This is a genomic window from Bradyrhizobium sp. 195 (genome assembly GCF_023101665.1).
Classification (GTDB): domain Bacteria; phylum Pseudomonadota; class Alphaproteobacteria; order Rhizobiales; family Xanthobacteraceae; genus Bradyrhizobium.
Genome location: NZ_CP082161.1, coordinates 7103411 through 7128000, shown reverse-complemented (window position 1 = coordinate 7128000; position 24590 = coordinate 7103411). Strand labels below are relative to the sequence as shown.

General features: G+C 64.8%; 30 protein-coding genes and 1 riboswitch. Of the genes, 14 read left to right on the top strand and 16 right to left on the bottom strand.

Annotated features, from left to right (window positions below; all coding sequences use genetic code 11):
• Positions 1-28: 28 nt before the first annotated feature.
• Genes IVB26_RS33230 through IVB26_RS33220 form a run of 3 tightly spaced genes read right to left on the bottom strand, consistent with a single transcriptional unit; the run spans position 29 to position 2703 of the window.
• A complete protein-coding gene (locus IVB26_RS33230) occupies positions 29-1417 on the bottom strand; it encodes an ATP-binding protein (protein ID WP_247969200.1) in 1389 nt (462 codons plus the stop codon).
• An 18-nt stretch (positions 1418-1435) separates the two neighbouring features.
• The gene (locus tag IVB26_RS33225) at positions 1436-2167 is read right to left on the bottom strand and encodes a response regulator (protein WP_246922018.1); all 732 of its coding nucleotides are present in this window, start codon (positions 2165-2167) and stop codon (positions 1436-1438) included.
• Entirely contained in the window at positions 2164-2703 is a 540-nt protein-coding gene (locus IVB26_RS33220) for a MarR family winged helix-turn-helix transcriptional regulator (protein ID WP_247969199.1), read from the bottom strand. Before IVB26_RS33220 ends, IVB26_RS33225 begins: the two co-directional genes overlap by 4 nt.
• Positions 2704-3042: 339 nt before the next feature.
• Here IVB26_RS33220 and IVB26_RS33215 point away from each other — a divergent pair, with 339 nt between their 5' ends.
• The 5 genes from IVB26_RS33215 to IVB26_RS33195 all read left to right on the top strand — a co-directional run bounded on the left by IVB26_RS33215 (position 3043) and on the right by IVB26_RS33195 (position 7240).
• Entirely contained in the window at positions 3043-4125 is a 1083-nt protein-coding gene (locus IVB26_RS33215; protein WP_247969198.1) for a branched-chain amino acid aminotransferase, read from the top strand.
• Between the two features lie 138 nt (positions 4126-4263).
• Positions 4264-4788: a YegJ family protein gene (locus IVB26_RS33210; RefSeq protein WP_247969197.1), complete on the top strand. Its 525-nt coding sequence runs from the start codon at positions 4264-4266 to the stop codon at positions 4786-4788.
• A gap of 40 nt (positions 4789-4828) precedes the next feature.
• Positions 4829-6349: a histidine--tRNA ligase gene (hisS, locus tag IVB26_RS33205; RefSeq protein ID WP_247969196.1), complete on the top strand. Its 1521-nt coding sequence runs from the start codon at positions 4829-4831 to the stop codon at positions 6347-6349.
• 100 nt (positions 6350-6449) lie between these two features.
• Positions 6450-6650, top strand: a complete 201-nt coding sequence (locus IVB26_RS33200) for a tautomerase family protein (protein ID WP_038971153.1) — start codon at positions 6450-6452, stop codon at positions 6648-6650.
• A 185-nt stretch (positions 6651-6835) separates the two neighbouring features.
• The gene (locus IVB26_RS33195) at positions 6836-7240 is read left to right on the top strand and encodes a thioesterase family protein (RefSeq protein WP_247969195.1); all 405 of its coding nucleotides are present in this window, start codon (positions 6836-6838) and stop codon (positions 7238-7240) included.
• A 98-nt stretch (positions 7241-7338) separates the two neighbouring features.
• Here the strand turns inward: IVB26_RS33195 and proC are convergent, their stop codons facing one another.
• Together proC and IVB26_RS33185 are read right to left on the bottom strand one after the other, a co-directional pair.
• Positions 7339-8163, bottom strand: coding sequence for a pyrroline-5-carboxylate reductase (gene proC / locus IVB26_RS33190; protein ID WP_247969194.1), 825 nt, complete (start codon positions 8161-8163; stop codon positions 7339-7341).
• Positions 8164-8339: 176 nt separating this feature from the next.
• Positions 8340-8840, bottom strand: coding sequence for a type III secretion system chaperone family protein (locus IVB26_RS33185; protein ID WP_061846638.1), 501 nt, complete (start codon positions 8838-8840; stop codon positions 8340-8342).
• Positions 8841-9293: 453 nt separating this feature from the next.
• Positions 9294-9453: riboswitch (FMN riboswitch) on the top strand.
• Between the two features lie 77 nt (positions 9454-9530).
• Between IVB26_RS33185 and IVB26_RS33180 the strand changes: the two genes are divergently transcribed.
• Entirely contained in the window at positions 9531-10091 is a 561-nt protein-coding gene (locus IVB26_RS33180) for a 6,7-dimethyl-8-ribityllumazine synthase (RefSeq protein WP_247969193.1), read from the top strand.
• Positions 10092-10206: 115 nt separating this feature from the next.
• On the opposite strand, the gene IVB26_RS33175 is transcribed toward IVB26_RS33180, so the two are convergent.
• From IVB26_RS33175 to lgt, 5 genes are all read right to left on the bottom strand, one after another.
• Positions 10207-11160, bottom strand: coding sequence for a ribose-phosphate pyrophosphokinase (locus IVB26_RS33175; RefSeq protein WP_198963774.1), 954 nt, complete (start codon positions 11158-11160; stop codon positions 10207-10209).
• 192 nt (positions 11161-11352) lie between these two features.
• The gene (locus IVB26_RS33170; RefSeq protein ID WP_247969192.1) at positions 11353-11967 is read right to left on the bottom strand and encodes a hypothetical protein; all 615 of its coding nucleotides are present in this window, start codon (positions 11965-11967) and stop codon (positions 11353-11355) included.
• A gap of 186 nt (positions 11968-12153) precedes the next feature.
• Complete coding sequence (gene pgeF, locus IVB26_RS33165) at positions 12154-12921, bottom strand: peptidoglycan editing factor PgeF (protein WP_247969191.1); 768 nt, start codon at positions 12919-12921, stop codon at positions 12154-12156.
• Positions 12918-14036, bottom strand: a complete 1119-nt coding sequence (locus IVB26_RS33160; RefSeq protein ID WP_247969190.1) for a class I SAM-dependent methyltransferase — start codon at positions 14034-14036, stop codon at positions 12918-12920. The genes pgeF and IVB26_RS33160 overlap by 4 nt, the downstream gene beginning before the upstream one ends.
• Positions 14037-14056: 20 nt before the next feature.
• Complete coding sequence (lgt, locus tag IVB26_RS33155; RefSeq protein WP_247969189.1) at positions 14057-14902, bottom strand: prolipoprotein diacylglyceryl transferase; 846 nt, start codon at positions 14900-14902, stop codon at positions 14057-14059.
• Between the two features lie 208 nt (positions 14903-15110).
• Here lgt and IVB26_RS33150 point away from each other — a divergent pair, with 208 nt between their 5' ends.
• The 4 genes from IVB26_RS33150 to ychF all read left to right on the top strand — a co-directional run bounded on the left by IVB26_RS33150 (position 15111) and on the right by ychF (position 18249).
• Positions 15111-15362: an accessory factor UbiK family protein gene (locus IVB26_RS33150; RefSeq protein WP_135170330.1), complete on the top strand. Its 252-nt coding sequence runs from the start codon at positions 15111-15113 to the stop codon at positions 15360-15362.
• 266 nt (positions 15363-15628) lie between these two features.
• Positions 15629-16339 (top strand): 50S ribosomal protein L25/general stress protein Ctc, encoded by a 711-nt coding sequence (locus IVB26_RS33145; protein WP_247969188.1) that lies wholly within the window; start codon positions 15629-15631, stop codon positions 16337-16339.
• 58 nt (positions 16340-16397) lie between these two features.
• Positions 16398-17009 (top strand): aminoacyl-tRNA hydrolase, encoded by a 612-nt coding sequence (gene pth / locus IVB26_RS33140; protein ID WP_247969187.1) that lies wholly within the window; start codon positions 16398-16400, stop codon positions 17007-17009.
• Between the two features lie 142 nt (positions 17010-17151).
• Complete coding sequence (gene ychF, locus IVB26_RS33135; protein ID WP_247973333.1) at positions 17152-18249, top strand: redox-regulated ATPase YchF; 1098 nt, start codon at positions 17152-17154, stop codon at positions 18247-18249.
• Between the two features lie 122 nt (positions 18250-18371).
• Here ychF and IVB26_RS33130 read toward each other — a convergent pair whose 3' ends face one another.
• A complete protein-coding gene (locus IVB26_RS33130; RefSeq protein WP_028134403.1) occupies positions 18372-18668 on the bottom strand; it encodes a DUF4282 domain-containing protein in 297 nt (98 codons plus the stop codon).
• 178 nt (positions 18669-18846) lie between these two features.
• On the opposite strand from IVB26_RS33130, the gene IVB26_RS33125 reads away from it, so the two are divergent.
• The 3 genes from IVB26_RS33125 to IVB26_RS33115 all read left to right on the top strand — a co-directional run bounded on the left by IVB26_RS33125 (position 18847) and on the right by IVB26_RS33115 (position 20125).
• Positions 18847-19299 carry a MaoC family dehydratase gene (locus IVB26_RS33125; protein WP_247969186.1) on the top strand — a complete coding sequence of 151 codons (453 nt, stop codon included), beginning with the start codon at positions 18847-18849 and terminating at the stop codon, positions 19297-19299.
• Positions 19299-19781, top strand: a complete 483-nt coding sequence (locus IVB26_RS33120) for a MaoC family dehydratase (RefSeq protein WP_247969185.1) — start codon at positions 19299-19301, stop codon at positions 19779-19781. Before IVB26_RS33125 ends, IVB26_RS33120 begins: the two co-directional genes overlap by 1 nt.
• A 197-nt stretch (positions 19782-19978) precedes the next feature.
• On the top strand, positions 19979-20125 hold the full coding sequence (locus IVB26_RS33115; protein ID WP_247969184.1) for a hypothetical protein: 147 nt from the start codon (positions 19979-19981) through the stop codon (positions 20123-20125).
• Between the two features lie 37 nt (positions 20126-20162).
• Here the strand turns inward: IVB26_RS33115 and IVB26_RS33110 are convergent, their stop codons facing one another.
• From IVB26_RS33110 to IVB26_RS33090, 5 genes are all read right to left on the bottom strand, one after another.
• Positions 20163-20300, bottom strand: coding sequence for a hypothetical protein (locus tag IVB26_RS33110; protein ID WP_212080336.1), 138 nt, complete (start codon positions 20298-20300; stop codon positions 20163-20165).
• Between the two features lie 272 nt (positions 20301-20572).
• A complete protein-coding gene (locus IVB26_RS33105) occupies positions 20573-20995 on the bottom strand; it encodes a hypothetical protein (protein ID WP_247969183.1) in 423 nt (140 codons plus the stop codon).
• A 262-nt stretch (positions 20996-21257) separates the two neighbouring features.
• A complete protein-coding gene (locus tag IVB26_RS33100) occupies positions 21258-22181 on the bottom strand; it encodes a hypothetical protein (protein WP_247969182.1) in 924 nt (307 codons plus the stop codon).
• A 266-nt stretch (positions 22182-22447) separates the two neighbouring features.
• Positions 22448-22888: a nuclear transport factor 2 family protein gene (locus IVB26_RS33095; RefSeq protein ID WP_246930204.1), complete on the bottom strand. Its 441-nt coding sequence runs from the start codon at positions 22886-22888 to the stop codon at positions 22448-22450.
• A 233-nt stretch (positions 22889-23121) separates the two neighbouring features.
• Positions 23122-23568 carry a nuclear transport factor 2 family protein gene (locus IVB26_RS33090; RefSeq protein ID WP_247969181.1) on the bottom strand — a complete coding sequence of 149 codons (447 nt, stop codon included), beginning with the start codon at positions 23566-23568 and terminating at the stop codon, positions 23122-23124.
• Positions 23569-24115: 547 nt separating this feature from the next.
• On the opposite strand from IVB26_RS33090, the gene IVB26_RS33085 reads away from it, so the two are divergent.
• Entirely contained in the window at positions 24116-24502 is a 387-nt protein-coding gene (locus tag IVB26_RS33085; RefSeq protein WP_247969180.1) for a hypothetical protein, read from the top strand.
• Positions 24503-24590 lie beyond the last annotated feature (88 nt).

Genomic DNA, 24590 nt, shown 5'->3' with positions numbered 1-24590 from the left:
CTGCGCTTCATCCGGGCAACGTCGTCAGCTACACCGGAATCCTCACGCTCGCCCTTAGTCCCCCCATCGGACTGTCGCCGAGGGTGATGTCGCCGCCGTGCGACCGGGCGATGTCGCGGGCGATGGCGAGGCCAAGGCCCGTGCCGCCTTCATCCTGGTTGCGGGCGTTGTCCAGCCGCAGGAACGGCTTGAACACTTCTTCGCGCAAATGCGCGGGAATGCCCGGCCCGTCATCGTCGACCGTGACGGTCAAATAACGGTGATCGCGCTGGCCGGTGATGGCGATGCTCTTGCCGTAGCGTGCCGCGTTGGTGACGAGGTTTGCGAGGCAGCGCTTGAACGAGGCCGGCTTCACTGTCACGACGGGCAGGCCGTGGAAGGCAACGGTCGCGGTATGACCGTGGCGTTCGGCGTCGCCGCGAAGCTCCTCGAGCGCCTGCGCCATGTCGGTCGGCTGCGACTGCTCACCGGAATCGCCGCGCGCAAACGCGAGGTAGTCCTCGAGCATCATCGACATCTCGTCGACGTCCTTGCGCATCCCCTCGAGTTCGGGGCTGTCGCCGATCAGCGCCAGCTCGAGCTTGAAGCGGGTCAGGATGGTGCGCAGATCGTGGCTGACGCCGGCGAGCATCGCGGTGCGCTGCTCCATCGTGCGCTCGATGCGCGACTTCATCTCGAGGAAGGCGACCGAGGCGCGTCGGACCTCGCGCGCGCCGCGCGGCCTGAAGTTCGGCGCCTCGCGGCCCTTGCCGAAACTTTCGGCGGCATCCGCAAGCCGCAGGATCGGCTTGATCTGGTTGCGCAGGAACAGCACCGCGACGATCAGCAGGATCGACGAGGTGCCGACCATCCAGAACAGGAAAATCTCCGAGTTGGAGGCATAGGCGGCGCTGCGCTGCGCGAACACGCGCATCACGGCATCGTCGAGCTGGATGCGGATCTCGACCAGATTGGAGCGGCCGACCGTGTCGATCCAGAACGACCGCCCGATCTGGCGGCCGAGTTGCACCGACAGCGTCTGGTCGAGCAGCGAGAAGAACGGCTTCGGTCCCGGCGGCGGCATGTCGCCGGCGGGAAGGAAATCGACGACGAGGCCGAGGCGCTGCTGGGCGATGCGGCGGAGCTGGTCGCGGTCCCGGTCCTGCGGATAACCCTTGTAGACGTCGATCAGCGTGGCGATGTCCTGCACCACCGCGGCGGACAATCTGCGCGTCACCGTGTTCCAGTGCCGCTCCATGAACACGAAGGCGACGACCGATTGCAGCACCACCATCGGCACGATCATGATGAGGAGCGCGCGAGCGTAGAGGCCGGTCGGCATCCAGCCCTTGAACGCATTGCCCATCCAGCCATTGACGGCGGAGACGCGGCCGGCGGCGCTTCGGAGCAGCGTCAGGCCGGTATCGATCGTGCTCATCGGTCGCGCTTCACTGTGTTATGGCGAGGCCACCAGCCGGTAGCCGATGCCGCGCACCGCCTGAAGGAATAGCGGATTGGCGGGGTCGGTCTCGATCTTGCGCCGGAGGCGGTTGATCTGCACGTCGACGGCGCGTTCATTGACGCTGCCATTGCCGGTCAGCGCGCTGCGCGGCACGGTCTCGCCCGGCGTCTCCGAAAGAATGCGCAGCATCTCGCGCTCGCGGTCGGTGAGGTGGATGACCTCCTCGCCCTGACGCAGCTCCCCGCGATCGAGATGGTAGATGTAGGGACCGAAAGCGATCTTCTCCACGGTCGCGGCCTGCGGCGGCGGGGCGGCGCGCTTGAGGATGTTGTTGATGCGCAGCGCCAGCTCGCGCGGCTCGAACGGTTTCGCCACGTAGTCATCGGCGCCGATTTGCAGGCCCTCGATGCGGGCCTCGGCTTCATGGCGCGCCGTCAGCATCACGATCGGCACCGAGGAGGATGTCCGGATGAAGCGGGCGAGATCGAAGCCTGTCTCGCCGGGCATCATCACGTCGAGGATCAGCAGGTCGAAATGCAGGCCCAGCAATTTCGATCGTGCATCGCCGGCGCTTGCGGCGGTGGTGACGCGGTAACCCTCGGCGGCGAGGAAGCGGGAGAGCAGATCACGGATGCGGCGGTCGTCGTCGACGAGCAGCAGATGCGGCGCGTCATCGGCCGGGCGCGCCGGCGGGCGGGCGAGAGTGGCAGCGAGCGGCACGGTCACTCCTTGGCGTTGTTGACGGAAGCGAAGATCGTCTCGAGCACCTTGTCCGGATCGTCCCGATCAATCATCGCGCGGAGGAAGCGCTTGACCGTCTCGGCATCCTGCGGGGTCATCTCGGCGAGCGCCTTGGTGATCCGCGTGGTCTGCAGCCCGGCGAGCTTCTGCACCAGCGCCTCGCCCTTCGGCGTCGCGTAGAGTAGGCGCTGGCGGCGGTCATTGTCGCCGGTCTTCTGCACGATGTAGTCTTCGTCCAGCAGCTGTTTGAGCACGCGGCCGAGCGACTGCTTGGTGATGCGCAGGACGTCGAGCAGATCGGCGACCTTGAGGCCGGGATAGCGGTAGACGAAGTGCATGACCCGGTGATGAGCCCGGCCGAAGCCGAAAGCCTCCAGCTCCTGGTCGGGATCGCCGACGAAGTCGCGATAGGCGAAGAACAATAGCTCGATGATATCCCAGCGCAAATTGCCTCCATCGTCTGCGGCCGGCTTGGACTCGGCGGCGTCGTGAGAGGATGTTGCGAAATTTATGTCAGGCATATTGACGTATCTTGGGTTCAATGTTACAAAACGATCAACCCGCACGAAATTTTAGATCGTTTCGCGGCGGGTGGTGTCGAAGCCGGGACGGCGGAAAGAGCCGGACAGGCGACGACGGCCGGAGCAGGTCTACCGTGCGATTGTCGAGCGGCATTTCGGCAAAACATACTGGACTTCCGCGTTCCGCAAAAGCATGTCCTCAGCGACATGCTGGCCACGGGAAACCGGCCGTAACAAGGCTGGCGGTGGTTCAGCCAGACATCCAATGAAGCCAGCCGGCCCGAAACAGGGCGGGCCGGCGCCAGAACAGCGCCGATACCGGCAGCGGGAGCCAAGGACATGAGCATGACATTCGACATCCAGCCCGCATCCAATCCGACTCCTGAGAAGGACCGCGTCGCCAAGCTGATGGACCCCGGCTTCGGACGGGTCTTCACCGATCACATGGCGATCGTCCGCTACAACCAGGCCAAGGGCGGCTGGTATGAAGCGCGGATCGAGGCCCGCGCCAATTTCCAGCTCGATCCGGCCGGTGCGGTGCTGCACTACGCCCAGGAAATTTTTGAGGGCCTCAAGGCCTACAAGCGCGACGACGGTGGCGTGAACCTGTTCCGCCCCGATGCGAACGCGCGGCGCTTCAAGGATTCGGCGGATCGCATGGCGATGGCGCAACTGCCCGAGGACGTCTTCATCGAGGCGGTCGAGCAGGTCGTGCGCATCGACCGCGCCTGGATGCCGGGCGGCGAAGGCAGCCTTTACCTGCGCCCGTTCATGATCGCCAGCGAGACCTTTCTCGGCGTCAAGCCGTCGTCCGAATACATTTTCGCGGTGATCGCATCGCCGGTCGGTTCGTACTTCAAGGGCGGCCCTGCGCCGGTCTCGATCTGGGTGTCCGAGAATTACACGCGCGCAGCAATCGGCGGCACCGGCGCGGTGAAGTGCGGCGGCAATTATGCTGCGAGCCTGCGCGCCCAGGCTGAAGCGATCCAGCACGGCTGCGATCAGGTCGTGTTCCTCGATGCGGTCGAGCGCCGCTACGTCGAGGAGCTAGGCGGCATGAACGTCTTCTTCGTGTTCGACGACGGCTCGCTCTCGACGCCGCCGCTCGGCACCATCCTGCCCGGCATCACCCGCGATTCCATCATCGCGCTGGCCAAGGATGCCGGCAAGACGGTGCGCGAGGAGCCGTACTCGCTCGACCAGTGGCGCAAGGATGCGGCCTCCGGCAAGCTCAAGGAAGCGTTTGCCTGCGGCACGGCTGCCGTCATCTCGCCGATCGGCAAGGTGCGCTCGGTGAGCGGAGATTTCGAGATCAGCGGCGGCGCCGCCGGTCCCGTCGCCATGGGCCTGCGCAAGCAGCTCGTCGACATCCAGTACGGCCGCACCAACGATCCGCACAACTGGATCCGCAAGGTGTTTTGATCGGCGGACATAACGTTTCCCCTCTTTCGGAAAGAGAGGGGAAACGTGCATCGTTTGTGGTTTTTTGCGCACTGAACGTGCCCTTGCCGACATGCGACAAAATCTGGACACACATCTGGACAGCAGGACATCGCGATCATGGCAGTAAAGCTCTCCCAGCCCATAAAATGGGTCGTTTTCGTCGCAATCGCCGGCGTCTCCGTCTTCGGCATCCTGGCCATCGGGCCCACGCACGAAGTGGTCGCGCAAGACCGCTCGCCGATCGTCGACGTGCGCACCGGCGATCCCGAGATGAATGCGGCGATCGTGCGGGCCCGCGGCACGCTTCCGACCTTCTGGGCCTCCTATGACGCGCCGAAGCCGTCGGAGACCGGGCATTCCCTCAAAGCGCACTTTTCCACCCGCAAGGGCGGGGAGCACATCTGGATCGCCGAAATCAAGAAGCTGCCCAACGGCAGCTATTCCGGGCGGTTCGCGAACGAGCCGCGTGACCTGCCGGGCAAGCGGGCAGGCGAGGAGGTCAAGTTCGCCGAGGCCGACATCTCGGACTGGATGTTCATGCGCAACGGCAAGATCGTCGGCGGCGAAACCATCAAGCCGCTGCTCAAATCCATGCCGAAAGCCGACGCTGACGCGCTCCGGGCGCGGATGGAGCAGCCGTAGGGCAGTTGCCGCCTCGCGCCCCGGCTGGTAAACGCCGCGCATGGCCGAGAAACCCAAAAAACCGCAGAAACTGAAGGCGCGCCTGCCGCGTGGGCTCGAGGATCGCGACCCCTCAGCGATCCGGGCGACGCGCGAGATGGTCGAGAAGATCCGCGCCGTCTACGAGCTCTACGGCTTCGAGCCGGTGGAGACGCCGGCGATGGAATACACCGATGCGCTCGGCAAGTTCCTGCCCGACCAGGACCGTCCGAACGAGGGCGTGTTCTCGTTCCAGGACGATGACGAGCAGTGGATTTCGCTGCGCTACGATTTGACCGCGCCACTCGCCCGCTATGTCGGCGAGCGCTACGGCACGGACGCCCTGGTCCTGCCTTATCGCAGCTACCGCGTCGGCTATGTCTTCCGCAACGAAAAGCCGGGGCCCGGCCGCTTCCGCCAGTTCATGCAGTTCGATGCTGACACGGTCGGCTCGGCGACGCCGGCGGCAGACGCCGAGATCTGCATGATGGCCGCGGACACGATGGAGGCGCTCGGCATCGCTCGCGGCTCCTATGTCGTGAAGGTCAACAACCGCAAGGTGCTCGACGGTGTTCTGGAAGCCATCGGGCTCGGCGGTGACGAAAACGCCGCGCGTCGCCTGACGGTGCTGCGCGCGATCGACAAGCTCGACAAGTTTTCCGCTGATGAAGTGCGCAAATTGCTCGGCCCGGGACGATGGGACGGCGGCGAAGAAGGCAAGGGCGACTTCACGAAGGGCGCCAATCTGAGCGCAGAGGAGGCTGATGTCGTTCTCGCCATCACCAAACCGCGCGAGGATTGGAAAGAGGCGATTGCCGCGGCAGAGACTTACCTCTCCAAGAGCGAAATCGGTCAGGCTGGCGTGAGCGAGCTGGAAGAGATTGCAAAACTTGTGACGGCGTCGGGCTACGGTGCGGACCGCATCAAGATCGATCCGTCCGTCGTGCGCGGCCTCGAATATTACACCGGCCCCGTCTACGAGGTCGAACTCCTGCTCGAGACCAAGGATGAGAAGGGCCGCCCGGTGCGCTTCGGCTCGGTCGGCGGCGGTGGTCGCTACGATGGTCTCGTCTCGCGCTTCCGCAGCGAGCCGGTGCCGGCAACCGGATTCTCGATCGGCGTGTCGCGCTTGCAGGCCGCGCTGACGCTGCTCGGCAAGCTCGACACGCGGCCCGAATTCGGCCCCGTCGTCGTCACCGTGTTCGACCGCGACCGCGTCGCCGACTATCAGAAGATGGTGGCAAGCTTGCGCACCTCCGGCGTCCGCGCCGAGCTTTATCTCGGCAATCCCAAGAACATGGGTAACCAGCTCAAATACGCCGACCGCCGCAACAGCCCCTGCGTGATCATCCAGGGCTCGGATGAAAAGGCGCGTGGCGAGCTACAGATCAAGGATCTGATCGAAGGCGCCAAGGCGGCCGCTGCGATCGCCTCCAACCAGGAATGGCGCGAGAGCCGGCCGGCGCAGTTCTCGTGCAGCGAAGCCGATCTCGTCGCCAAGGTGCGCGAGGTGCTGGCGCGCCATGACGTAAAGTGGGGCTAGCTATTCGCTGGCGCCGTCACGCCCGGGCTTGTCCCGGGCAGCCACGTCTTGTTTGATGGCGGCCGTCAATGGCCGGTATTCGGCCCCAAGGGAGAGAAAAATGCCTGAGATCACTGTCAGCATGGCCGAAGGCCGCACCGACGAGCAGAAGGCCGGCATGATGCGCGACATCACCCAGGCACTGGTGAAGAATCTCGGCGTCGATGCCGATGCCGTCGTCATCCAGATCAACGAAGCCCCGCTCCGCCACAAGATGAAGGGCGGCAAGACATTCGTGGAACGCGCGGCTGCGAAGAAGTAGTTTCCGCTGGTTCGGCAATCACGGTCGTCGTCCTGGCGAAAGCCAGGACCCATAACCACAGGAAGTGGTGATCTGGCGAAGCGATAATTCCGAGTCCCCGTAACCACGACGTCCTGTGGTTATGGGTCCCGGATCAGCGCTCGCTACGCTCGCTTGTCCGGGACGACAGCGGAGTTTGACGTATCATGGACGCACGCGACTTCATCACGATCGGCATGAGCGCCGAGCGCACGCTGGTGGTCCCAGTGGAGCGCACGGTCGGGCATTTCGTGTCCGGCATGCCTTTTGTCTACGCGACGCCGATGATGATCCTGGAAATGGAGATGACCTCGGGCGATGCGATTCGCGCCGCGCTTCAGCTGGGCTGGGTCACCGTCGGCACCGAGGTCGATATCCGCCATCTCGCAGCCGCCCTCGTCGGCGCGACGGTGCGGACCACGGCGAAGGTCGTGGCGGTCGAGCGCCGTGTCATCCGCTTCGAGGTCGAGGCGTTCGAGGGCGCACGCAAGCTCGGCGAAGGCCGCCACGCGCGCGGGCTCGTCAATGTCGAGATGTTCAACAAGCGGCTGGGGGCTGGCTCGACTTCGTAGGGTGGGCAAAGGCGCGAAGCGCCGTGCCCACCATCTGCAATTATTGAGAGACGGTGGGCACGTCGCTTACGCTCCTTTGCCCACCCTACTGCACCGTCTTACTTCGCCAATTCTTTTGACCGCTGCGTCGCCGCCGCGATCGCGCGGATCATCAACTCGCGCAGGCCCGGCTCGCCCATCAGCACGCCGAGCGCTGCAGCCGTGGTGCCGCCGGGCGAGGTGACGTTCTGGCGCAGCGTGCTCGCCGGCAGCTCCGACTGGTGCAGCAGCTCGCCGGAGCCGGCGACGGTTTCGCGCGCGAGCTTCGTCGCCAGCGCTTCGGGCAGTCCAGCCTCTATGCCGGCGCGCGCGAGCTCTTCGGCGAGCAGGAACACATAGGCCGGGCCCGAGCCGGACACGGCAGTCACCGCGTCCATCAGGCCTTCGTCCTCGACCCATTCGACCGAGCCGGTGGCGCGCAGCAGCGCATCGGCCACAGCGCGCTGCGCAGCGCTGACGGTCTTTGCCGCGACCGCAACGGTGATGCCGCGGCCGATCGCGGCCGGCGTGTTCGGCATCGCGCGCACCACGGCGCCGCCGCAGACCTCTTCAAGCGATGCGATCGTGGTTCCCGCCATGATCGAAACCACCGAGGTCTTGTCGGAGACGAGCGCCTTCAATTTGGCGCCGGCCTCGCGGAACATCTGCGGCTTCACCGCGACGATCAGGGTCTCGACCGGGCCGACGGTCTTCATGTCCGGATTGAGCGCAACGCCCTTGGCGGCAAGCGCGGTGATCTCCGGCGAGAGATGCGGATCGATCACGGCGACGCGGCGCGGGTCGAGCCCGCCCGAAAGCCACCCGGACAGCATCGCGCCGCCCATCTTGCCGGCGCCGGCGAGGAGGATGGTGCCGGTGATGTTCTGGAGGAGGTTGTTTGCCATCGCTGGTGCCACACACTGAGTGTCGTCCCCGCGAAAGCGGGGATCCATAACCACAGGCGGTTCTAGTGGATGGCGGTGTTGGCAACAAGCCGCGTGCCCAAAGATGAATCACGCGGTATGGGTCCCGGATCGGCGCTTCGCTTGTCCGGGACGACAGTGGGATGGGGGACGGGCCTCTACGCCTCTCCCACCGTGTCGAACATCGCCGCGTCCATCGCCTCGGTCGTGGTCTTGCCCGCCCACACCACGAACTGGAAAGCCGGGAAGTAGCGCTCGCAGGCGTGGATGGCGCCGGCGAGCATGGCTTCGCATTGCGCGGTCGACGCGGTCAGTCCGCCCGGCAGCACCAGCGCCTGACGGTGCATGACCATGCCGGTGTTGGTCCACAGGTCGAAATGGCCGACCCACAATTGCTCGTTCACGGCGGCGACGAGCCGCTGCACCTCGCCGCGTCGCGCGGGCGGAATCTTCATGTCGAAGGCGCAGGCCAGATGCAGCGCCTCGATCTCGCCCATCCAGGTGAAGGAGAGCTGGTAGTCGGTCCATTGTCCCTTCGAGACAATCGTGAGTTCGTCTTCGCCGGAGCGTTCGAACGGCCAGTTGTTGCTGGCAGCGATATCCTCGACCACCGCGAGCGGATGGCTTTTGGAATCGATAGTGCCTTCGAGCAGGGACATGCCGTCTCGACCTCTTGCCTTCTTGTTGTCTTTGATACGCACGCGGCTGGCCCGGCGAACTCCCTCAACGTCGCTAGCGATCTCCTCGGAAGCGCTGCTGCGATCCCTTGGTGTCGCTCTTGCGATCCCCTTGGATCAGCGCGGGCCTGTCGCGGATCAAGTGATGTGATTTGCGGAATCTGCGCAACGGGGTCCCGAGTCCGTCCACAAGCCAGGACTCGTTCGTCCACAGCTCATCTCCGCCACAATTATTAACGCCGGGAGTGCCCAATCCGGATGGAGGAGAACAAACCGGAATCGGATCAAGGGGAGGGCGGCAAACGCTAATTCCGCGCGGCGGGGGCCGCTCCCACGGCGGTGGCATGGGACCATGCGATTTGCCCATGCGGAACACGCTTGCCGCGACCGCGCGAGGGCTGCATATTTCCCGGCAGGTCGTTCATCCCGAACGGCCGATGTTCTCAGGGCGGGGTGAAAGTCCCCACCGGCGGTAAGGGCCGAAAGGCCTAAGCCCGCGAGCGCCTTCCGCGAGGGGTTATCCCGAAGGGAAGGGTCAGCAGATTCGGTGCAACTCCGAAGCCGACGGTCATAGTCCGGATGAAAGAGAACGGTCGGTGGCAGACGCATCGCAAGATGCGGCTGTTTGTCGTTCCGTGTGCCCTGATTCTGGTCCTTAAACCGAGGAAAGCCATGAATCAGATGTTGCAAGATACCCAAGCCGAAACGTCCGAAGTCGTCCAACCGCCGGTTCCGCAAGGACCCGCAACCGAGTACCCGCGCTTCGCAAAGCCGCAGCGGGTCGCGTTCGTGCAGGCCTGCTGGCGCCGAGAGGTGGTCGAGGCGGCCCGCATTGCCTTCGTGAGAGAGGCCGAGGCGCGGCACCTCACCCATGTCGACGTGTTCGAGGTGCCGGGCTCGTTCGAGATCCCGCTGCACGCGCAGGTCCTCGCCAAGACGCGGCGCTACACCGCCATCGTCGCCGCGGGCCTCGTCGTGGACGGCGGCATCTACCGCCACGAGTTCGTCGCCGACACCGTGATCAAGGCGCTGATGGACGTGCAGCTCCGCACCGAGGTGCCGGTGTTCTCAGCCGTGTTGACGCCGCAGCAATTCCACGAGACCGAGGTGCATTACGACTTCTTCCGCAAGCATTTTGCGATCAAGGGTGTCGAGGTCGCGGCCGCCTGCGCGGAGACGTTGCTTGGCCTCGAACGTCTGCGCGGCCAGGTCGCTGCGGGGATCGTGGGGTAGGCAGACTGCCGTAGGGTGGGCAAAGCGCGAGCGTGCCCACCTCTTCTCGTGCAACAAAAAAGGTGGGCACGGCGCTTTGCGCCTTTGCCCACCCTACGAGACCGGAAGCGAATAATCAGTCGAACAGGCTCGACACCGACTCTTCGGCCGCCGTGCGCGCAATCGCGTCGGAGATGAGGCTGGCGATCGGCAGCGTGCGGATGTTCGGCGCCTTGGTCACCGCCTCGGTCGGTAGGATCGAGTCGGTGATCACCAGCTCCTTCAGCCTGGAGTTCGTGATGCGGGCGGCCGCGCCGCCGGAGAGCACGCCGTGGGTGATGTAGGCGTAGACGTCCTTGGCGCCCTTGGCGATCAGCGCGTCGGCCGCGTTCACCAGCGTGCCGCCGGAATCCACGATGTCGTCGATCAGGATGCAGGTGTAGCCGGCGACGTCGCCGATCACGTTCATGACCTCGGACTCGCCCGCGCGTTCGCGGCGTTTGTCGACGATCGCCAGCGGGGTGTTGATGCGCTTGGCAAGGCCGCGCGCGCGGGCCACGCCGCCGACGTCGGGCGAGATCACCATCGTCTTGGAGAGATCGAACTTGTCCTTGATGTCGCGCACCATCAGCGGCGCGGCGTAGAGGTTGTCGGTCGGGATGTCGAAGAAGCCCTGGATCTGGCCGGCATGCAGGTCGAGCGTCATGACGCGGTCGACGCCGGCCTGCGTGATCAGATTGGCGACGAGCTTGGCCGAGATCGGCGTGCGCGAGCCCGACTTGCGATCCTGCCGCGCGTAGCCGAAATAGGGCAGCACCGCGGTGATGCGGCGCGCCGAGGAGCGGCGCAGCGCGTCGGTGATGATCAGCAGCTCCATCAAATGGTCATTGGCGGGAAACGAGGTCGACTGGATGATGAAGGCATCCGAGCCGCGGACGTTCTCCTGGATCTCGACGAAGATCTCCATGTCGGCGAAGCGCCGCACCACCGCTTTGGTCAGCGGCAGGTCGAGCCCTTGCGCGATGGCTTGAGCGAGCGCCGGATTGGAGTTGCCGGCGACGAGCTTGATAGAGCCGTTTTTGGCCGACATGGACGCTTCCTCCCGCGCTTTGCTGGATACGACGTTCAACATCTCAGATCCCACTGGAAGCACGGTTACGACGGGCGAGGAAATATCAGGCGCGAGGCTGCAATGGCAACCCGGGATGATACGTTTTCCCTCCGAAAATCCTGAGTCGGGCCAACGGCTTGGCCGCGACTTGAGGCCGTGGTTTAGCGGGGGTTATCGTTCGGCATAGCCGAGGGCTGAGGCCGGCATGTCCGGCGCGGGCGCGGCCGGAATGACGCTCGCCACCGCCGGTCCCCGCAGGCCTGGAGCTGCGCCAGGTGCGTCCGGCGCTCCGTTGATCATGTTGGAAAGGCCGCTGAATCCGGCCTGGGCGATCTTCCGCAGCACCAGATCGTCGGCTGCCGCCCATGCATCCCGTCCAGCCTTCGTCGAGGTCGGTTCCTCACCGGAGAGGCGCAGCGCCCGCTGCTGGTTGGCGTCGTAGACGTCCCAGACCCAGGCGATCACGGTCTTGCCGCGCACCACCTGGGCGGAAAGGTAGCTGCGCACGCGGTAGGCGGCCGTGCCCTCGCGGGAGACGACGGACAGGCTGCGCAGCTTGGATTCGCTGTCGAGCACGCCGACCATGCGGTCGAATACCTGCGGTGGGGGGCCGTCGATGGATTCGAAGGCCACGGTTGCGCCGCTGCCACCGCTCGGCGCCATCGCATAGGAGTTCGCGGCGCCACCGCCGCCGGCGCAGCCGCCGAGCGCGGTCGCAGCCGACAGCAGCATGACCGCCAGCACGCGCGAACCCGCGCGGCCCAGGATGAATGACGCGTCCCTCATTATGGAGGGCAGCGATATCGTTAAAATCGATTAAGGTCTAGGGCAGGGGCGACACAACACTCTGTCATTCCGGGGCGCGCCCCTTGGCGCGAGCCCGGAATCCATTTTATCGCGTCAGCCCTGCATGATGGATTCCGGGTTCTCGCTTCGCGAGCCCCGGAATGACACAGTGTGTTGCCTCTGTGTTCACCCCTCCAGCGCGATCGCGTGAATGTGGCGGCCGTAATCCGGCTCCTTGCGATGCACCGAACGGCGATAGCTGAAGAAGCGTTCGTCCGCGTACGTGTCGAGGCCAAGATCATCGATCATCAGGATGCCGGCGGCGTCCAGCCGCTTGCGGATGAAGCCGGCGAGATCGAACATCGCATGGCCCTCGCGCATCGACGGAATGAAGAACACAGCGTTGTCCGCATCCGTGTCGATGAAGCGCGCGACGAACTCGTTTCCGACCTCGTAGCTCTCCTGGCGGATCAAGGGTCCGATCGCGGCAATGATGCCGCCGCGCGTGGCGCCGAGCGTCTCCATCGCCGAGATCGTTGCCTCCAGCACGCCAGTCAGCGCGCCTTTCCAGCCGGCATGTGCGCCGCCGATCACGCGCGCGTTGGGATCGACGAACAGCACCGGCCCGCAATCGGCGGTGGAGACGCCGAGCGCGATGCCGGGCGTGTTGGTGACCAGCGCATCGCCCTTCGGCCGCGGACCGCTCGGCCAGGGCATCTCGGCGACGCGCACGTCGGGCGAATGGATCTGGTGCAGGCTGAGAAAACGTTCCGGCGCGACGCCGACATGCTCGGCCATGCGGCGGCGGTTTTCCGCGACGAGGGCCTGATCGTCGTTGGAGCCGAGCCCGCCGTTCAGCGCGGAATAGATGCCGCTGGAGACGCCGCCTTCGCGGGTGAAGAACGAGTGGCGAAGTCCGGGCACGGCCGACAGCAGCGACGAAGAAAGTGTCATGAGGCGTCTCCGGCCTGTTCGAGATCACTGAGGCCGGCAATGCCCGTCAGCCGCGGCTCGGAGATGCCGAGCACCTTGAACATCGAGCCCATGCCGCTGCGCCCGGTGTCCGTCAACCGCTTGAGGGCGATCGAAATGTCGGTGGCAACTTCCGGCGTTGCCTTCTGCATCAAGGCGGCGGCCCTTGTGTCGATGCCGATACGCTTGAGGAAGTCGCCTTGCGTCACCGGCCCGTGCACGCGCGTGCCGACATCCTCGGCGGCACGCGCCAGCGCCTGGAAGTCGACATGGGCGGTGACGTCGGCCTGCCCCGGCGCCTTCAAGGGATCGGCGAAGGTGTGACGCGCAATCGCCTGGAACGTATCGCCGGCATCGCTGCGCAGATGGCCGTAGTCGATGATCAGCCCCGCTCCGTCCTGGTCGCGCACGCGCGTCGCAAGCTTCATGATCTCGCCGTCGGGCCGCCATTCGAACACGGCGCCGACCGGCGCGGCGCGCACCAAGGGCGGCAGCAGCACGTCGAAGCGTGGCGTCGGCTCGGGCGCCGCGCCGAACTCGAGCTTTCCGTTCGGATCGATCTCGATCACGCGCTCGTGCCAGCCGTTCTCGCGGCGGACCATCTGGTGGATCGGCAGCACGTCGAAATATTCGTTGGCGAGGATGATGCTCGGTCCTTCCGGCACGTCGTCGATGCTGTCGTGCCAGTCGATGTTGCGCACGTTCGCCAGCGTCGCGCCTTGGCGGTCGCGCAAGACGGGATTGACCTCGACCATGTGGATATGAAGCGCCTGGTACAGCGGTGGCAGCACGCGGAGTGCGCGCAGCGCGTCCGCCATCATGGTGCCGCGGCCGGGGCCGAGCTCGATCAGCCGCAAAAATTGCGGCGAGCCCATCTGTTTCCACACCGAGGCGGTCCACAGTCCCAGGAGCTCGCCGAACATCTGGCTGACCTCGGGCGCAGTGGTGAAGTCGCCCTCACGCCCGAGCGGATCGCGCGAGACGTAATAGCCATGGCGCGGATGCATCAGGCACAGTTCCATGTACCGCCAGACCGGCATCGGGCCTGAGGATTTGATCAGCGCCTTGATCTCGTTGAGCAGCGGCTGTTCGGTCACGGCTATCTTCTCGAAAGGAATTAACGAATGGCCTCGATGGGCTTCGGCGCACCGCGCCTGACCGCCAATACAATAAGTACAGTGCCGACGATAAGCATCGGGATCGACAACAACATGCCCATGGTTAATCCGCCCCAGAGGAAGCCGAGCTGCGCGTCCGGCTCGCGGAAATGCTCGCCGGCGATCCGGGTCAGACCATAGATCAGGATGAAGGCGCCGAGGATCATGCCGGGCCGCCTCAAGGCACCGAAGCGGATCATGATCGCAAGCACCGTGAACAGCAGGATGCCCTCCATGCCGGCCTCGTAGAGCTGGCTCGGATGACGCGGCAGCTGCGTTGGATCGTTGGGGAAGATCATCGCCCAGGGCAGGCTGGCGTCGGTGGCGCGGCCCCATAATTCGCCGTTGATGAAATTGGCGATGCGCCCGAGCAGCAGCCCGACTGGGGCGACCGCGGTGGTGATGTCGCCGAGCGAGAGGATCGAGATGCCGTTGCGATAGGCAAATGCCATCACTGCGACGACGCAGCCGAGGAAGCCGCCGTGGAAAGACATGCCGCCCTCCCACAATTTGAAGATCGCGGCGGGATGATCGATGAAGAAGGGCAGATTGTAGAACAGCACGTAGCCGGTGCGGCCGCCGAGGATGATGCCGAGCGTGACCCAGAGGATGAAATCGTCGATCTGCACCAGCGACATCGGCGCGGGGCCGCCCCACAGGCGCTCTTTCTTCAGCAGCGAGCGCGCATAGAGCCAGCCGAACACGATGCCGCAGATGTAGGCCAGCGCATACCAGCGGATCGCGAACGGGCCGATCTCGAGCGCGATTGGCTTGAAGGCGGGGAAGTCGATGAGCAGAAAGGGCATCGCGCCTTCTATGTCTGAGCGAGATCGCGGCGAAGAGGACCAGCGGACGCCGTCTGATTCTTGTTATGCCGGGACGTTGAATACGATTGCAAGGAAACCGGTTCATGACAAGGATACCGCCGATCGGCACTTGAACCGGTTCGATCGGATTGCCATTGTCTTTTCGAGAGTTCGCGCAAAGCTAATCTGAGGCCGCCAGGAGACCGAAATGACCCAGACCAACAACCGGTTTTTCGACGAGATCGGCCGCCTGATGAACGATGCCGCCGGTGCCGCCCAGGGCGTCAAGCGCGAGTTCGACACGGTGATGCGCACCCAGGCTGAAAAATTCCTGCGCGACATGGATCTGGTCAAGCGCGAGGAGTTCGAGGCAGTCAAGGACATGGCGCGCCTGGCGCGCGAGGAGAACGAGGCGCTGAAAACGCGCATCGCGGCGCTGGAGGCCAAACTCGGCGGGTAATCACCGGTCCGTAGCCCGGATGGAGCGCAGCGAATCCGGGGGCCGCTCTCGCCGGTTGTACGAGCTCCCCGGATTTCGCTCCGCTCCATCGGGCTACAAGATGCCATCCGGAACAACCCGCCACCCCATTCTCCTTGTCATTTCCGCATCTTCCGGGTAAAAGCCCGCCACGTCCGCGGCCCCCGCACCCCTGGAGGCTTGCTGCGGCGTATGCCATGGGCCGCCTTGCGGCCCATTAACTTTTGCAAAAACAAGGACTTAACGACATGGCGACGACCGTCAAGGAATTGAAGGCGACCGCACGTCCGAAGAGCGGCAAGGGGGCCGCCCGGGCTGAGCGTCGCGCCGGGCGAGTGCCCGGAGTGATCTATGGCAACAACCAGCCCCCGGTGACGATCTCGATTGAAGATCGCGAACTGCGCCAGCGCATCCTCGCCGGCCGGTTCCTGACCACGCTGGTCGACATCGATCTCGAGGGCAAGAAGCACCGCGTGATTCCGCGCGATTACCACCTCGATCCGGTCAAGGACTTCCCGATCCATGTCGACTTCATGCGGCTCGGCGAAGGCGCCACCATCCGCATCAGCGTGCCCTTGCATGTGGTGAAGTCGGAATCGTCCCCCGGCGTGAAGCGCGGCGGCACCGTCAACATCGTCGCCCACGCGATCGAGCTCGAATGTGGTGTCGAGAGCATTCCGCAGTACATCGAGGCCGATGTCGGCTCGCTCGAAATCGGTCACTCGCTGCATCTGTCCGACGTCAAGCTGCCGGCCGGCGTGAAGGCGCTGGCCCGCGAGGACGCGACCCTCGTCACCATCGTGCCGCCGTCCGGCTACGCCGAAGAGCAGAAGGCCGCGGCTGCGGCTGCAGCTCCTGGCGCTGCTGCGGCTGCTCCGGCGGCTGGTGCGGCCGCTCCGGCTGCTGCTGCGCCTGCCGCGGCTGCCAAGGCTCCCGCCGGCGGCGACAAGAAGAAGTAATCTCTCAAAGCTGGCGCGCGGTCCCTGACCGCGCGCCAAGCGAGGGGCGCGCCGCGTCATGCGACTCTTTGTTGGGCTCGGCAATCCCGGCGCGAAATACGCACGCAACCGGCACAATGTCGGCTTCATGGCCGTCGAAGAGATCGCGCGGCGTCATGGTTTCGCACCATGGCGCCGTCGTTTTCAGGGCGAGACCTCGGAAGGCACGCTCGGACCCGAGCGCGTGATCCTGCTCAAGCCGACGACCTACATGAACGATTCCGGCCGTGCCGTGCAGGAAGCTGCAAGCTTCTTCAAGATCGCTCCTGGCGATGTCACCGTGTTCCACGACGAGCTCGAGCTGCCGCCGGGGAAGGTGCGGGTGAAGATCGGCGGCGGCATCGCCGGACACAACGGCCTGCGTTCGATTTCGGCGCATATCGGCAACGATTATCGCCGGGTGCGTCTCGGCATCGGTCATCCCGGCGTCAAGGAACTGGTGCACGGCCACGTGCTGTCGGACTTCGCCAAGGCCGACAACGACTGGGTGGCGACGCTGTGCGAGGCGGTGGCCGAGCACGCGGCATTGGTTGCCAAGGGCACGGACGCGACCTTCGCCAACAGGGTGCATCTCGCCATGCAGGCGAAGGGATTTTTGACCAAGGACGAGAACGGAGAGAAGTCGAACTGATCTCTCTCCGTCATGGCCGGGCTTGACCCGGCCATCCACGTCTTTCTTTCTCCGCGGAGCGAAGGACGTGGATGCCCGGCACAAGGCCGGGCATGACGATTTCAACGAACGCACGCGCCCGGCGCGAAGACTGGATGAGACCATGGGATTCAAATGCGGGATCGTCGGATTGCCCAATGTCGGCAAGTCGACCTTGTTCAATGCGCTGACCGAGACAGCTGCGGCGCAAGCCGCGAACTATCCGTTCTGCACCATCGAGCCGAATGTCGGCGAGGTCGCCGTGCCCGATCCGCGGCTCGACAAGCTCGCGGCGATCGCCAAGTCGGCACAGATCATCCCGACCCGGCTGACCTTCGTCGACATCGCGGGCCTCGTCCGCGGCGCTTCCAAGGGTGAAGGCCTCGGCAATCAATTTCTGGCCAACATCCGCGAGGTCGACGCGATCGCGCATGTGGTGCGCTGCTTCGAGGATTCCGACATCACCCATGTCGAGGGCAAGATCGCCCCGCTCGCCGACATCGAGACCATCGAGACCGAGCTGATGCTCGCCGATCTCGACAGCCTCGAGAAGCGCGTCGACAACCTCACCAAGAAGGCCAAGGGCAACGACAAGGACGCCAAGGAGCAGCTCGACCTCGTCAACCGCACCCTGGTGCTGCTGCGCGAGGGCAAGCCCGCGCGCCTCGTCGAGCGCAAGGCCGAGGAGGAGCGCGCCTTCGGGATGCTCGGCTTGCTGTCGTCCAAGCCCGTGCTCTACGTCTGCAACGTCGAGGAAGCCTCGGCCGCAACGGGCAATTCGTTCTCCACGGCGGTGCAGGAGCAGGCCGCCAAGGAAGGCGCGGTCGCCGTCGTCATCTCGGCCAAGATCGAATCCGAGATCGCCACCATCTCACGTGAGGAACGCGCCGACTTCCTGGAGACGCTGGGCCTGGAGGAGGCCGGCCTCGACCGCCTGATCCGTGCCGGCTACACGCTGCTCGACCTCATCACCTATTTCACCGTGGGTCCGAAGGAAGCGCGCGCCTGGACCATCTATCGCGGCACCAAGGCGCCGGGCGCGGCCGGCGTGATCCACACCGATTTCGAGAAGGGTTTTATTCGCGCCGAGACCATTGCGTATGACGACTATGTCGCGCTCGGCGGCGAAGCCGGCGCGCGCGATGCCGGCAAGCTCAGGCTCGAAGGCAAGGAATACGTCGTCGCCGACGGCGACGTGATGCATTTCAGGTTCAATACGTAAGCACCAACACGGCGCCGTAGGGTGGGCAAAGCGAAGCGTGCCCACGGCCTCTCTCCAATCGCGGAATGATCGTGGGCACGGCGCTTTGCGCCTTTGCCCACCCTACGGCAGCTGCGCCTGCCTCACCGCATCCCGCTGCCCTGGTCCCGGATCGCGCCGAGATGCTCGTTGATGCGGAAGACGATCAGGATCAGCTCCGCGACGATGCGCGAGAACACGATGCCGACGACGACGCTGGCGATCGACGACAGCAGCACCAGGAAGCCGCCGAACGGGCTGATCGCCATGGCAGCCAGGCCCGAAAAGATGCCGGAGAGGCCGAACAGGCAGATCAGCGCGATCACCAGCCAATAGAAGGTCTTGATGATCGTCGGCGTGATGAACCGGTCCCATTGGAAAAGGTCGCTGAATGAAAACATTGCTCTCCCCAGGGCAAATCGGACCCGCACACCGGCCTTGGCGCTCGGGTCTTGGCCCTCGATTGGTCCGACTCAAGGCCGCCGCCACCCTGTATGTAGCACGAGCCATGCGGGCCGGCGGGTTGAGATTGCCGCAAAGTGCGGCCACAATCTGTCATTCCCGCAAAGCTTTCCCAAGATGACCCTGACCTTCGAAGATTTCCCGCCCGGCCGGTTCGGCACATTCGGCCCGCGCCATGTCACCCGCGACGAGATTTTGGCCTTTGCCGCCGAGTTCGATCCGCAGCCCATGCACCTGGACGAGGAGGCCGCCAGCAAAAGCATGCTGCGCGGCCTGTCCGGCTCGGGCTGGCACCTCTGCTCGCTGATGATGCGCATGATGGCCGACGGCTTCATCACCCGAGCCGCCTCGATGGGGTCTCCCGGTGTCGATGAGGTCCGTTGGCTGTCGCCGCTCAGGCCGGGTGACGACCTGACACTCGATGTCGATGTGCTGGAGGCACGCACCTCGAAGAGCCGGCCCGAGCTCGGCGTCGTCACGTTCAAATGCACCGCGCGCAACGCCAAGGGGCAGGCGCTCGCCGAGATGACCTCGCCGATCCTGATCAAGCGGCGCGAGGGGACGGTCTGATGCGGTTCTTCGAGGACATCGAGATCGGCCAGCGCCGCGAGATCGGCGCCTATACGTTCACTGCGGAGTTGATCAAGAAGTTCGCCGCAAAGTTCGATCCGCAGCGTTTCCATCTCGACGAGGAGGAGGGCAAGAACTCGCTGTTCGGCGGGCTTGCGGCGTCGGGCTGGCATGTCGGCTCGGCCTGCATGAGCCTGATTGTCGCCGACGGCCAGCGTCTGGCGCGCGAAACTGCGGCGCGCGGCGAGGAGGTTGCAGTGGGCGGCCCGTCGCCGGGCTTTCGTGACCTGCGCTGGATCAGGCCGGTGCTCGCCGGCGACACGATCAACTACGTCAGCGGCATCGTCGACAAGCGCATCTCCGCCTCGCGCCCCGGCTGGGGCATCCTGACCGTCCGTACCACCGGCACCAATCAGCGCGGCGAAGACGTCTATTCCATCACCGCCAGCGCCTTCGTGCCGACGCGTGCGAAGACCGGTTAGATCTGTTCCAAGATGGATGGTCCAAATGAGTGCGCAAGTGTTGCCCGCGCGCTATGGACGCGTTTTGGGGCGGCTGCCATAAGCCTGCGCAACGTGGTTACCGCGAAGCAGTTGGTCGGAACCATCGAGTTGCTAACTAATTATGAACCTGTCGCTGTCTATTTGAAACGAATTGGCAGAGACAGGGGACGAGGACCATGGCAGATCGCGGCGCACTCAAATTTGTCGGATTTATCTTCGCGACCGCGACGCTGGCCGTGATGCTGGTCGCCGGCATGGTGGTGAAGGGCTATGCCGATGGCGCCTACACCCTGGAAGCCTCGTCCGTCGACGCGAGCCGGTAAGAGTTCGTTAATTTCCGCAGCCGCATCCGGCCGCGCCTCAGCGGCTATAGACGAACGCCAGGATGGCGATCGCAACCGCCAACAGCCCGACAAAGCGCAGCATGATCGTGCCGATTTGATTCGGCGCGGGCCGCAGCGGTATCGGGTCCGTGGTGTCGGGCCGAATGCTTTCCATGTGAAATGTCCCCAGGCCCGGCCGAACAGGCCACGGGCGCTTGGCATTCGTCGCTGGGGAAGAGCGGAGGGTTCAAAGACGAACCGCACCCCCGCCGTCATGCCCCGCGAAGGCGGGGCATCGAGTCCGCCGCAGCTCCTCGGTTCTAGCCTCGACGCCTCTGGCAATGCCGGATCACCCGCCTTCGCGGGTGATGACACCTTCATCCCACGAATCAAAACCGCCGCGCCCCTCTCGGAACGCGGCGGCCGGTGATGCTTGGTGGGCAGCGATCAGCTGTTGCGCAGGCCGTCGGCGGCGCGCTTCCACTGCGCGACGTTGTCGGAGATCATGCGGGTCGACTTCATCGCAGCCTGGCTGAGCTGGGCATAGCCGGAGATCTCGCGCTGGACGCGCTGGCCTTCGGCGTGGAGCAGGTCGCGCAGGCTCTCGAGCTCCGAGATCAGGTTCTCGATCTCGGCGAGCGAGGTGCCGGCGACGCGCTGGATCAGCGAGTTGACGTTGGTGACGGTGGCCTCCGCGCTCGGATCGAGAGGGGGCGCGTCGGTGGTCGTCGTCGCCGGACGGCGCAGATAGGCGATGTCGTTACGGACGAAGTCGCGGATGCCAGCTTCGACTTCCGTGACGGCAGCAAGGTTGGTGTCGACCGTCTCGGTCTCGGCGGCTTCGGTCTTTTCCGGACGCATGGCGTTCATCGTTATTCCCCTGTTCGCGTTGAGCGCAGCGCGAGTGTCCCCCGCACGACGACGTCTGTGAGGCTTCCTCATCTGTGCGTCCGATTTTGACCGCAAATGGGCCGAGATGCGGCAAGGGCGGACCATTCGGGGGTTTTGCCGTGGCGTATGGTTAGGGGAGTATGAACGCGGCGGCCGTTCTGGCAGCGGGGGCTTCGATCCTTCGAGACGCGCTCCTTCGGAGCGCCCTCAGGATGAGGGGAAAGAGGAGAGCGCTGGACTGCTACCAGCTCTTCTTGAACCCCGCCGTGAGGCTCTTGTTGATCGCCCCTTGCGAGGTTTCGCCGACGGAACCGGAGACGGTGACGTTGTCGAACAGCATTTGCTCGGCGCCGACCTTGCGCAGCCATTTGTCGTCGGTGGTCGACAGCGTCTGGCCGGCGGTGATGCTGGTGCCGGTGTCGTTGAGGGTGACCTTGGCGGACTGGTCGGTCTCGTAATTGCGCGTGATGTGGCCGCCGATGCCGGGCACAGCGGTGGTGCCCTGCTGGTTGACGCTGTAGCCGTTCTGGAGCGTCAGCGAGGTGTCGCCCGACAGCGGTACCGATTTGATCAGCGACGCCCCGATCTTGCTCTGCTCGGCGCCGGGATTGACGCGGGCTTCCACCGCGGTCTTGTCCCAGATCGAGCCCGCGCCGGGCGCGGTCGCCGTCGCCCAGGCGCTGCCGGAGGATTGCGGCAGGTTGCCGCCATTGGTGGCCTTCTGCGCCAGCAGCTCGGACATCGTGCGCGGCTCGCTCGTCACCGTCATGTCGGCGCCGACCCTTGTATCCCAGAACGAGAACACGGACTGCTTCACGGTCACTGCGGAGGAGCCGTTTGCATTGGCGTTCGACGACCAGTCCAGTCCGTCCTTGGCGGCGGCCAGGGCGCGCTTCTTGCCGGCCATGGGGTCGATGCCGGTGCCGGCGTCGACCGCGAGCTGACTCCAGTCGAGCTTGTCGACGTCGATGCCCTTGAGCACGTCGGGGTCGTTGACGTCGGGGGCCTCCGCCACGGCCTCTGTCTCGGCCTCGTCGTCAGGCGCGGCCGCTGTGGGGGAGAAGGGCGGAATGATCTGCGCCGAGACCGTCAGCACCGAGCCCAATATGAATGCGGCCGCCAGCATCGGCAGCCTGGTCCAGCCAAACCCTGTCGAGAATTCCATCGTCCTGCCCGCAAGCCCCAGCGCATGCTTTCCGATAATATATATCGGCCGTCAGCAAAGACCATGCGCCATTCCGCGCTGAAAATGCTGATGCATCGTTGCGAAATTGTGGCGGGGCTTTCAAGGCCCCGAACCAACGGGCCGCGCGAAAGGCGCGCGCCCGATGACGAGCTTGTGACGCGACGGCATCCGGCGGGGCTGGAGGCCAGGACGTCGCGTTCGGCATTGTCATCGGTCCCGAACAGCGGGGCCCGTTGGCGTCCCCCTCAGCCGACGCTGGTCATCTTCGGCAGATGAATGGCGCGGCCGAGTGCCTGCTCAACCAGATCGAACGTGTCGATCAGGACGCGCATGCTGACGAGCTTGCCCGCCCTGAACTGGGCGAACTGCGCGACCCGCAGGCTGATCGGCTTGTTGGAATCCATCGCCGTCAGCGAGTAGCGCACCATCGAGGCGGCGGAATCGACGCCGAGCATGATGCTCTCGCGGTCGAAGCGGCGGACCTGGAAATTGTCGGCGAGCTGGCGGATGACCTCGATCACGGCGTCCTTGCCCTGACGCGCGCCGAGGAATGGAAACATGTCGATCGGGCCGTAGAGCGCCCATTCGACGTCCTCGTCGATCAGGGCTTCGATATCAGCGAAATGCCGGTCGTTGATCGCGCGGTGCAACGCACGCGAGAAACGCCAGAGGCTGTGCTCTGTCATTTTGGGCAGTCCTGAAGCTGGCTAGCGAAAGAAAAAACGGAAAACAACCCCATGCACAGCCAGGTGCGGGGGCTCAATTCGTTTGTATACGAACAAATTACCTGATTTCGGCCAAAACGCAATTCACGTTTTCGCAATGCACAATTGATGGCGGAATGTGAGATTTACAACAGAGCCCCGTAATTTCCCGGTTCCGAGGCCAGTTCCGACGCGGGTTCGCCGGGAAAGGAAGATCAATCCGCCCGCGCGCCCATGATCAGCGGCCCGATCTCGCGCTCCAGCACCTGCTGCACCAGATCGTAGGAGTCGATGATCTCGCGGATCTGCGCCACCAGCCCGCCGCGGAAGGTGTAGAACACCGCCATGTCGAACTGCACGACGCGGTCGTTGCTGCGCTTCCTGAAGTAAGCGTGCATGTAGGTCGCGACCTCCTCGCCCTCGGCAAGAATGTGCGGCGCCTTGTAGCGGATCTCCGAATAGCGCGACCAGATCGTCTGCCAGAGCTCACGCAGCTCGGCCTTGCCGTGGCGCGGCACCATGTGCGGCAGCACGTCGATCGGCGCGTGGCTGAGGAAGTCGACGTCCTCGGTGCAGCACGCCAGCGCGGCCTCGAGATCGCCGCGCGCGAAGGCGTCCAGCAGATGAAGCACGCGTTGCCTGTTCAGCGATTCAACCGTCATGCTGCTCCCGCCCTCGTCGGCCGTGGATTGCGAACGCTACCGCGGGCCTCGCGGGTGCATCAATCCGCAAAAAGCACAGGGTGCTTGCAGGTTATGACGCGCCAGCGCCATGCCGCGTTCATGGGGTGCAATTGCGGTTGCGCACCACACAGGCTTTTGCATCTTGCGATGACGCCGCACGCCTATCGGCGGGCGCGTCTGGCCGGGTGCTAGGCAAGGGAACCCGAACCCATCCGCGCCCCTTGAGAGCCCAACATCGCATGCCCAGGCCAGTAAGGGGGCCACCGCTCTCTCACTGCCTCCCCCCTCGCGGGGGAGGGGCGGGGAAGAGGGGTAGCCACGAACTCAGACCTTTCCCGGAGCCACCCCTCTCCCTAACCCTCCCCGCAAGGGGGAGGGAACGAAGCGGAGCGGGCGGCATGTTCAACACCACAAACCAGGACCATTTCTCGCTCTTTGTTTGGCGTCGAAAAGCGCGTGACCCATCTCACATCACCCCCGTGCCGGCGCAGCTAACGTCATCCCAATGTCATCAGGGAGACGTGCCATGGCCGCCATCGCCACCGCCAGAAAGTCCCGCCTGCACAACGCGCTCGAAGGCCTCGCGCTGACCACGATCCTGCAGAGCTTCCCGACCTTCGCCGCCGCCGCCTTCCTGCTCAAGCTCGCCGGCAACCATGACCTCTCCGGCGACCCCGGCGTCGCCATCTTCGTCGCCATCGCCTCGCTGGCCCACGCGCTGCTCGCGGTGACTTTCGGTCCGAGCTTCCCCGCCTTCTTCAAGACTGTCTATGAGCCAAAATTCTTCGAGGCGCATCTGTCGCTGTCCGACAAGATCACGGCATGGCGCACCCAGCCCGTCGCCTCGCTCCAGCTCGTCACCATCGTGCTGCTGCTGTCGGTGATGGCCGTGGTGACGGCCAGCGTCGGATGAGGGGGCGCAAATCTCTCCGTGTCATTCCGGGGCGCCGCAAAGCGGCGAGCCCGGAATCCATACCCACGAACGGCGCTACCGACTCCAG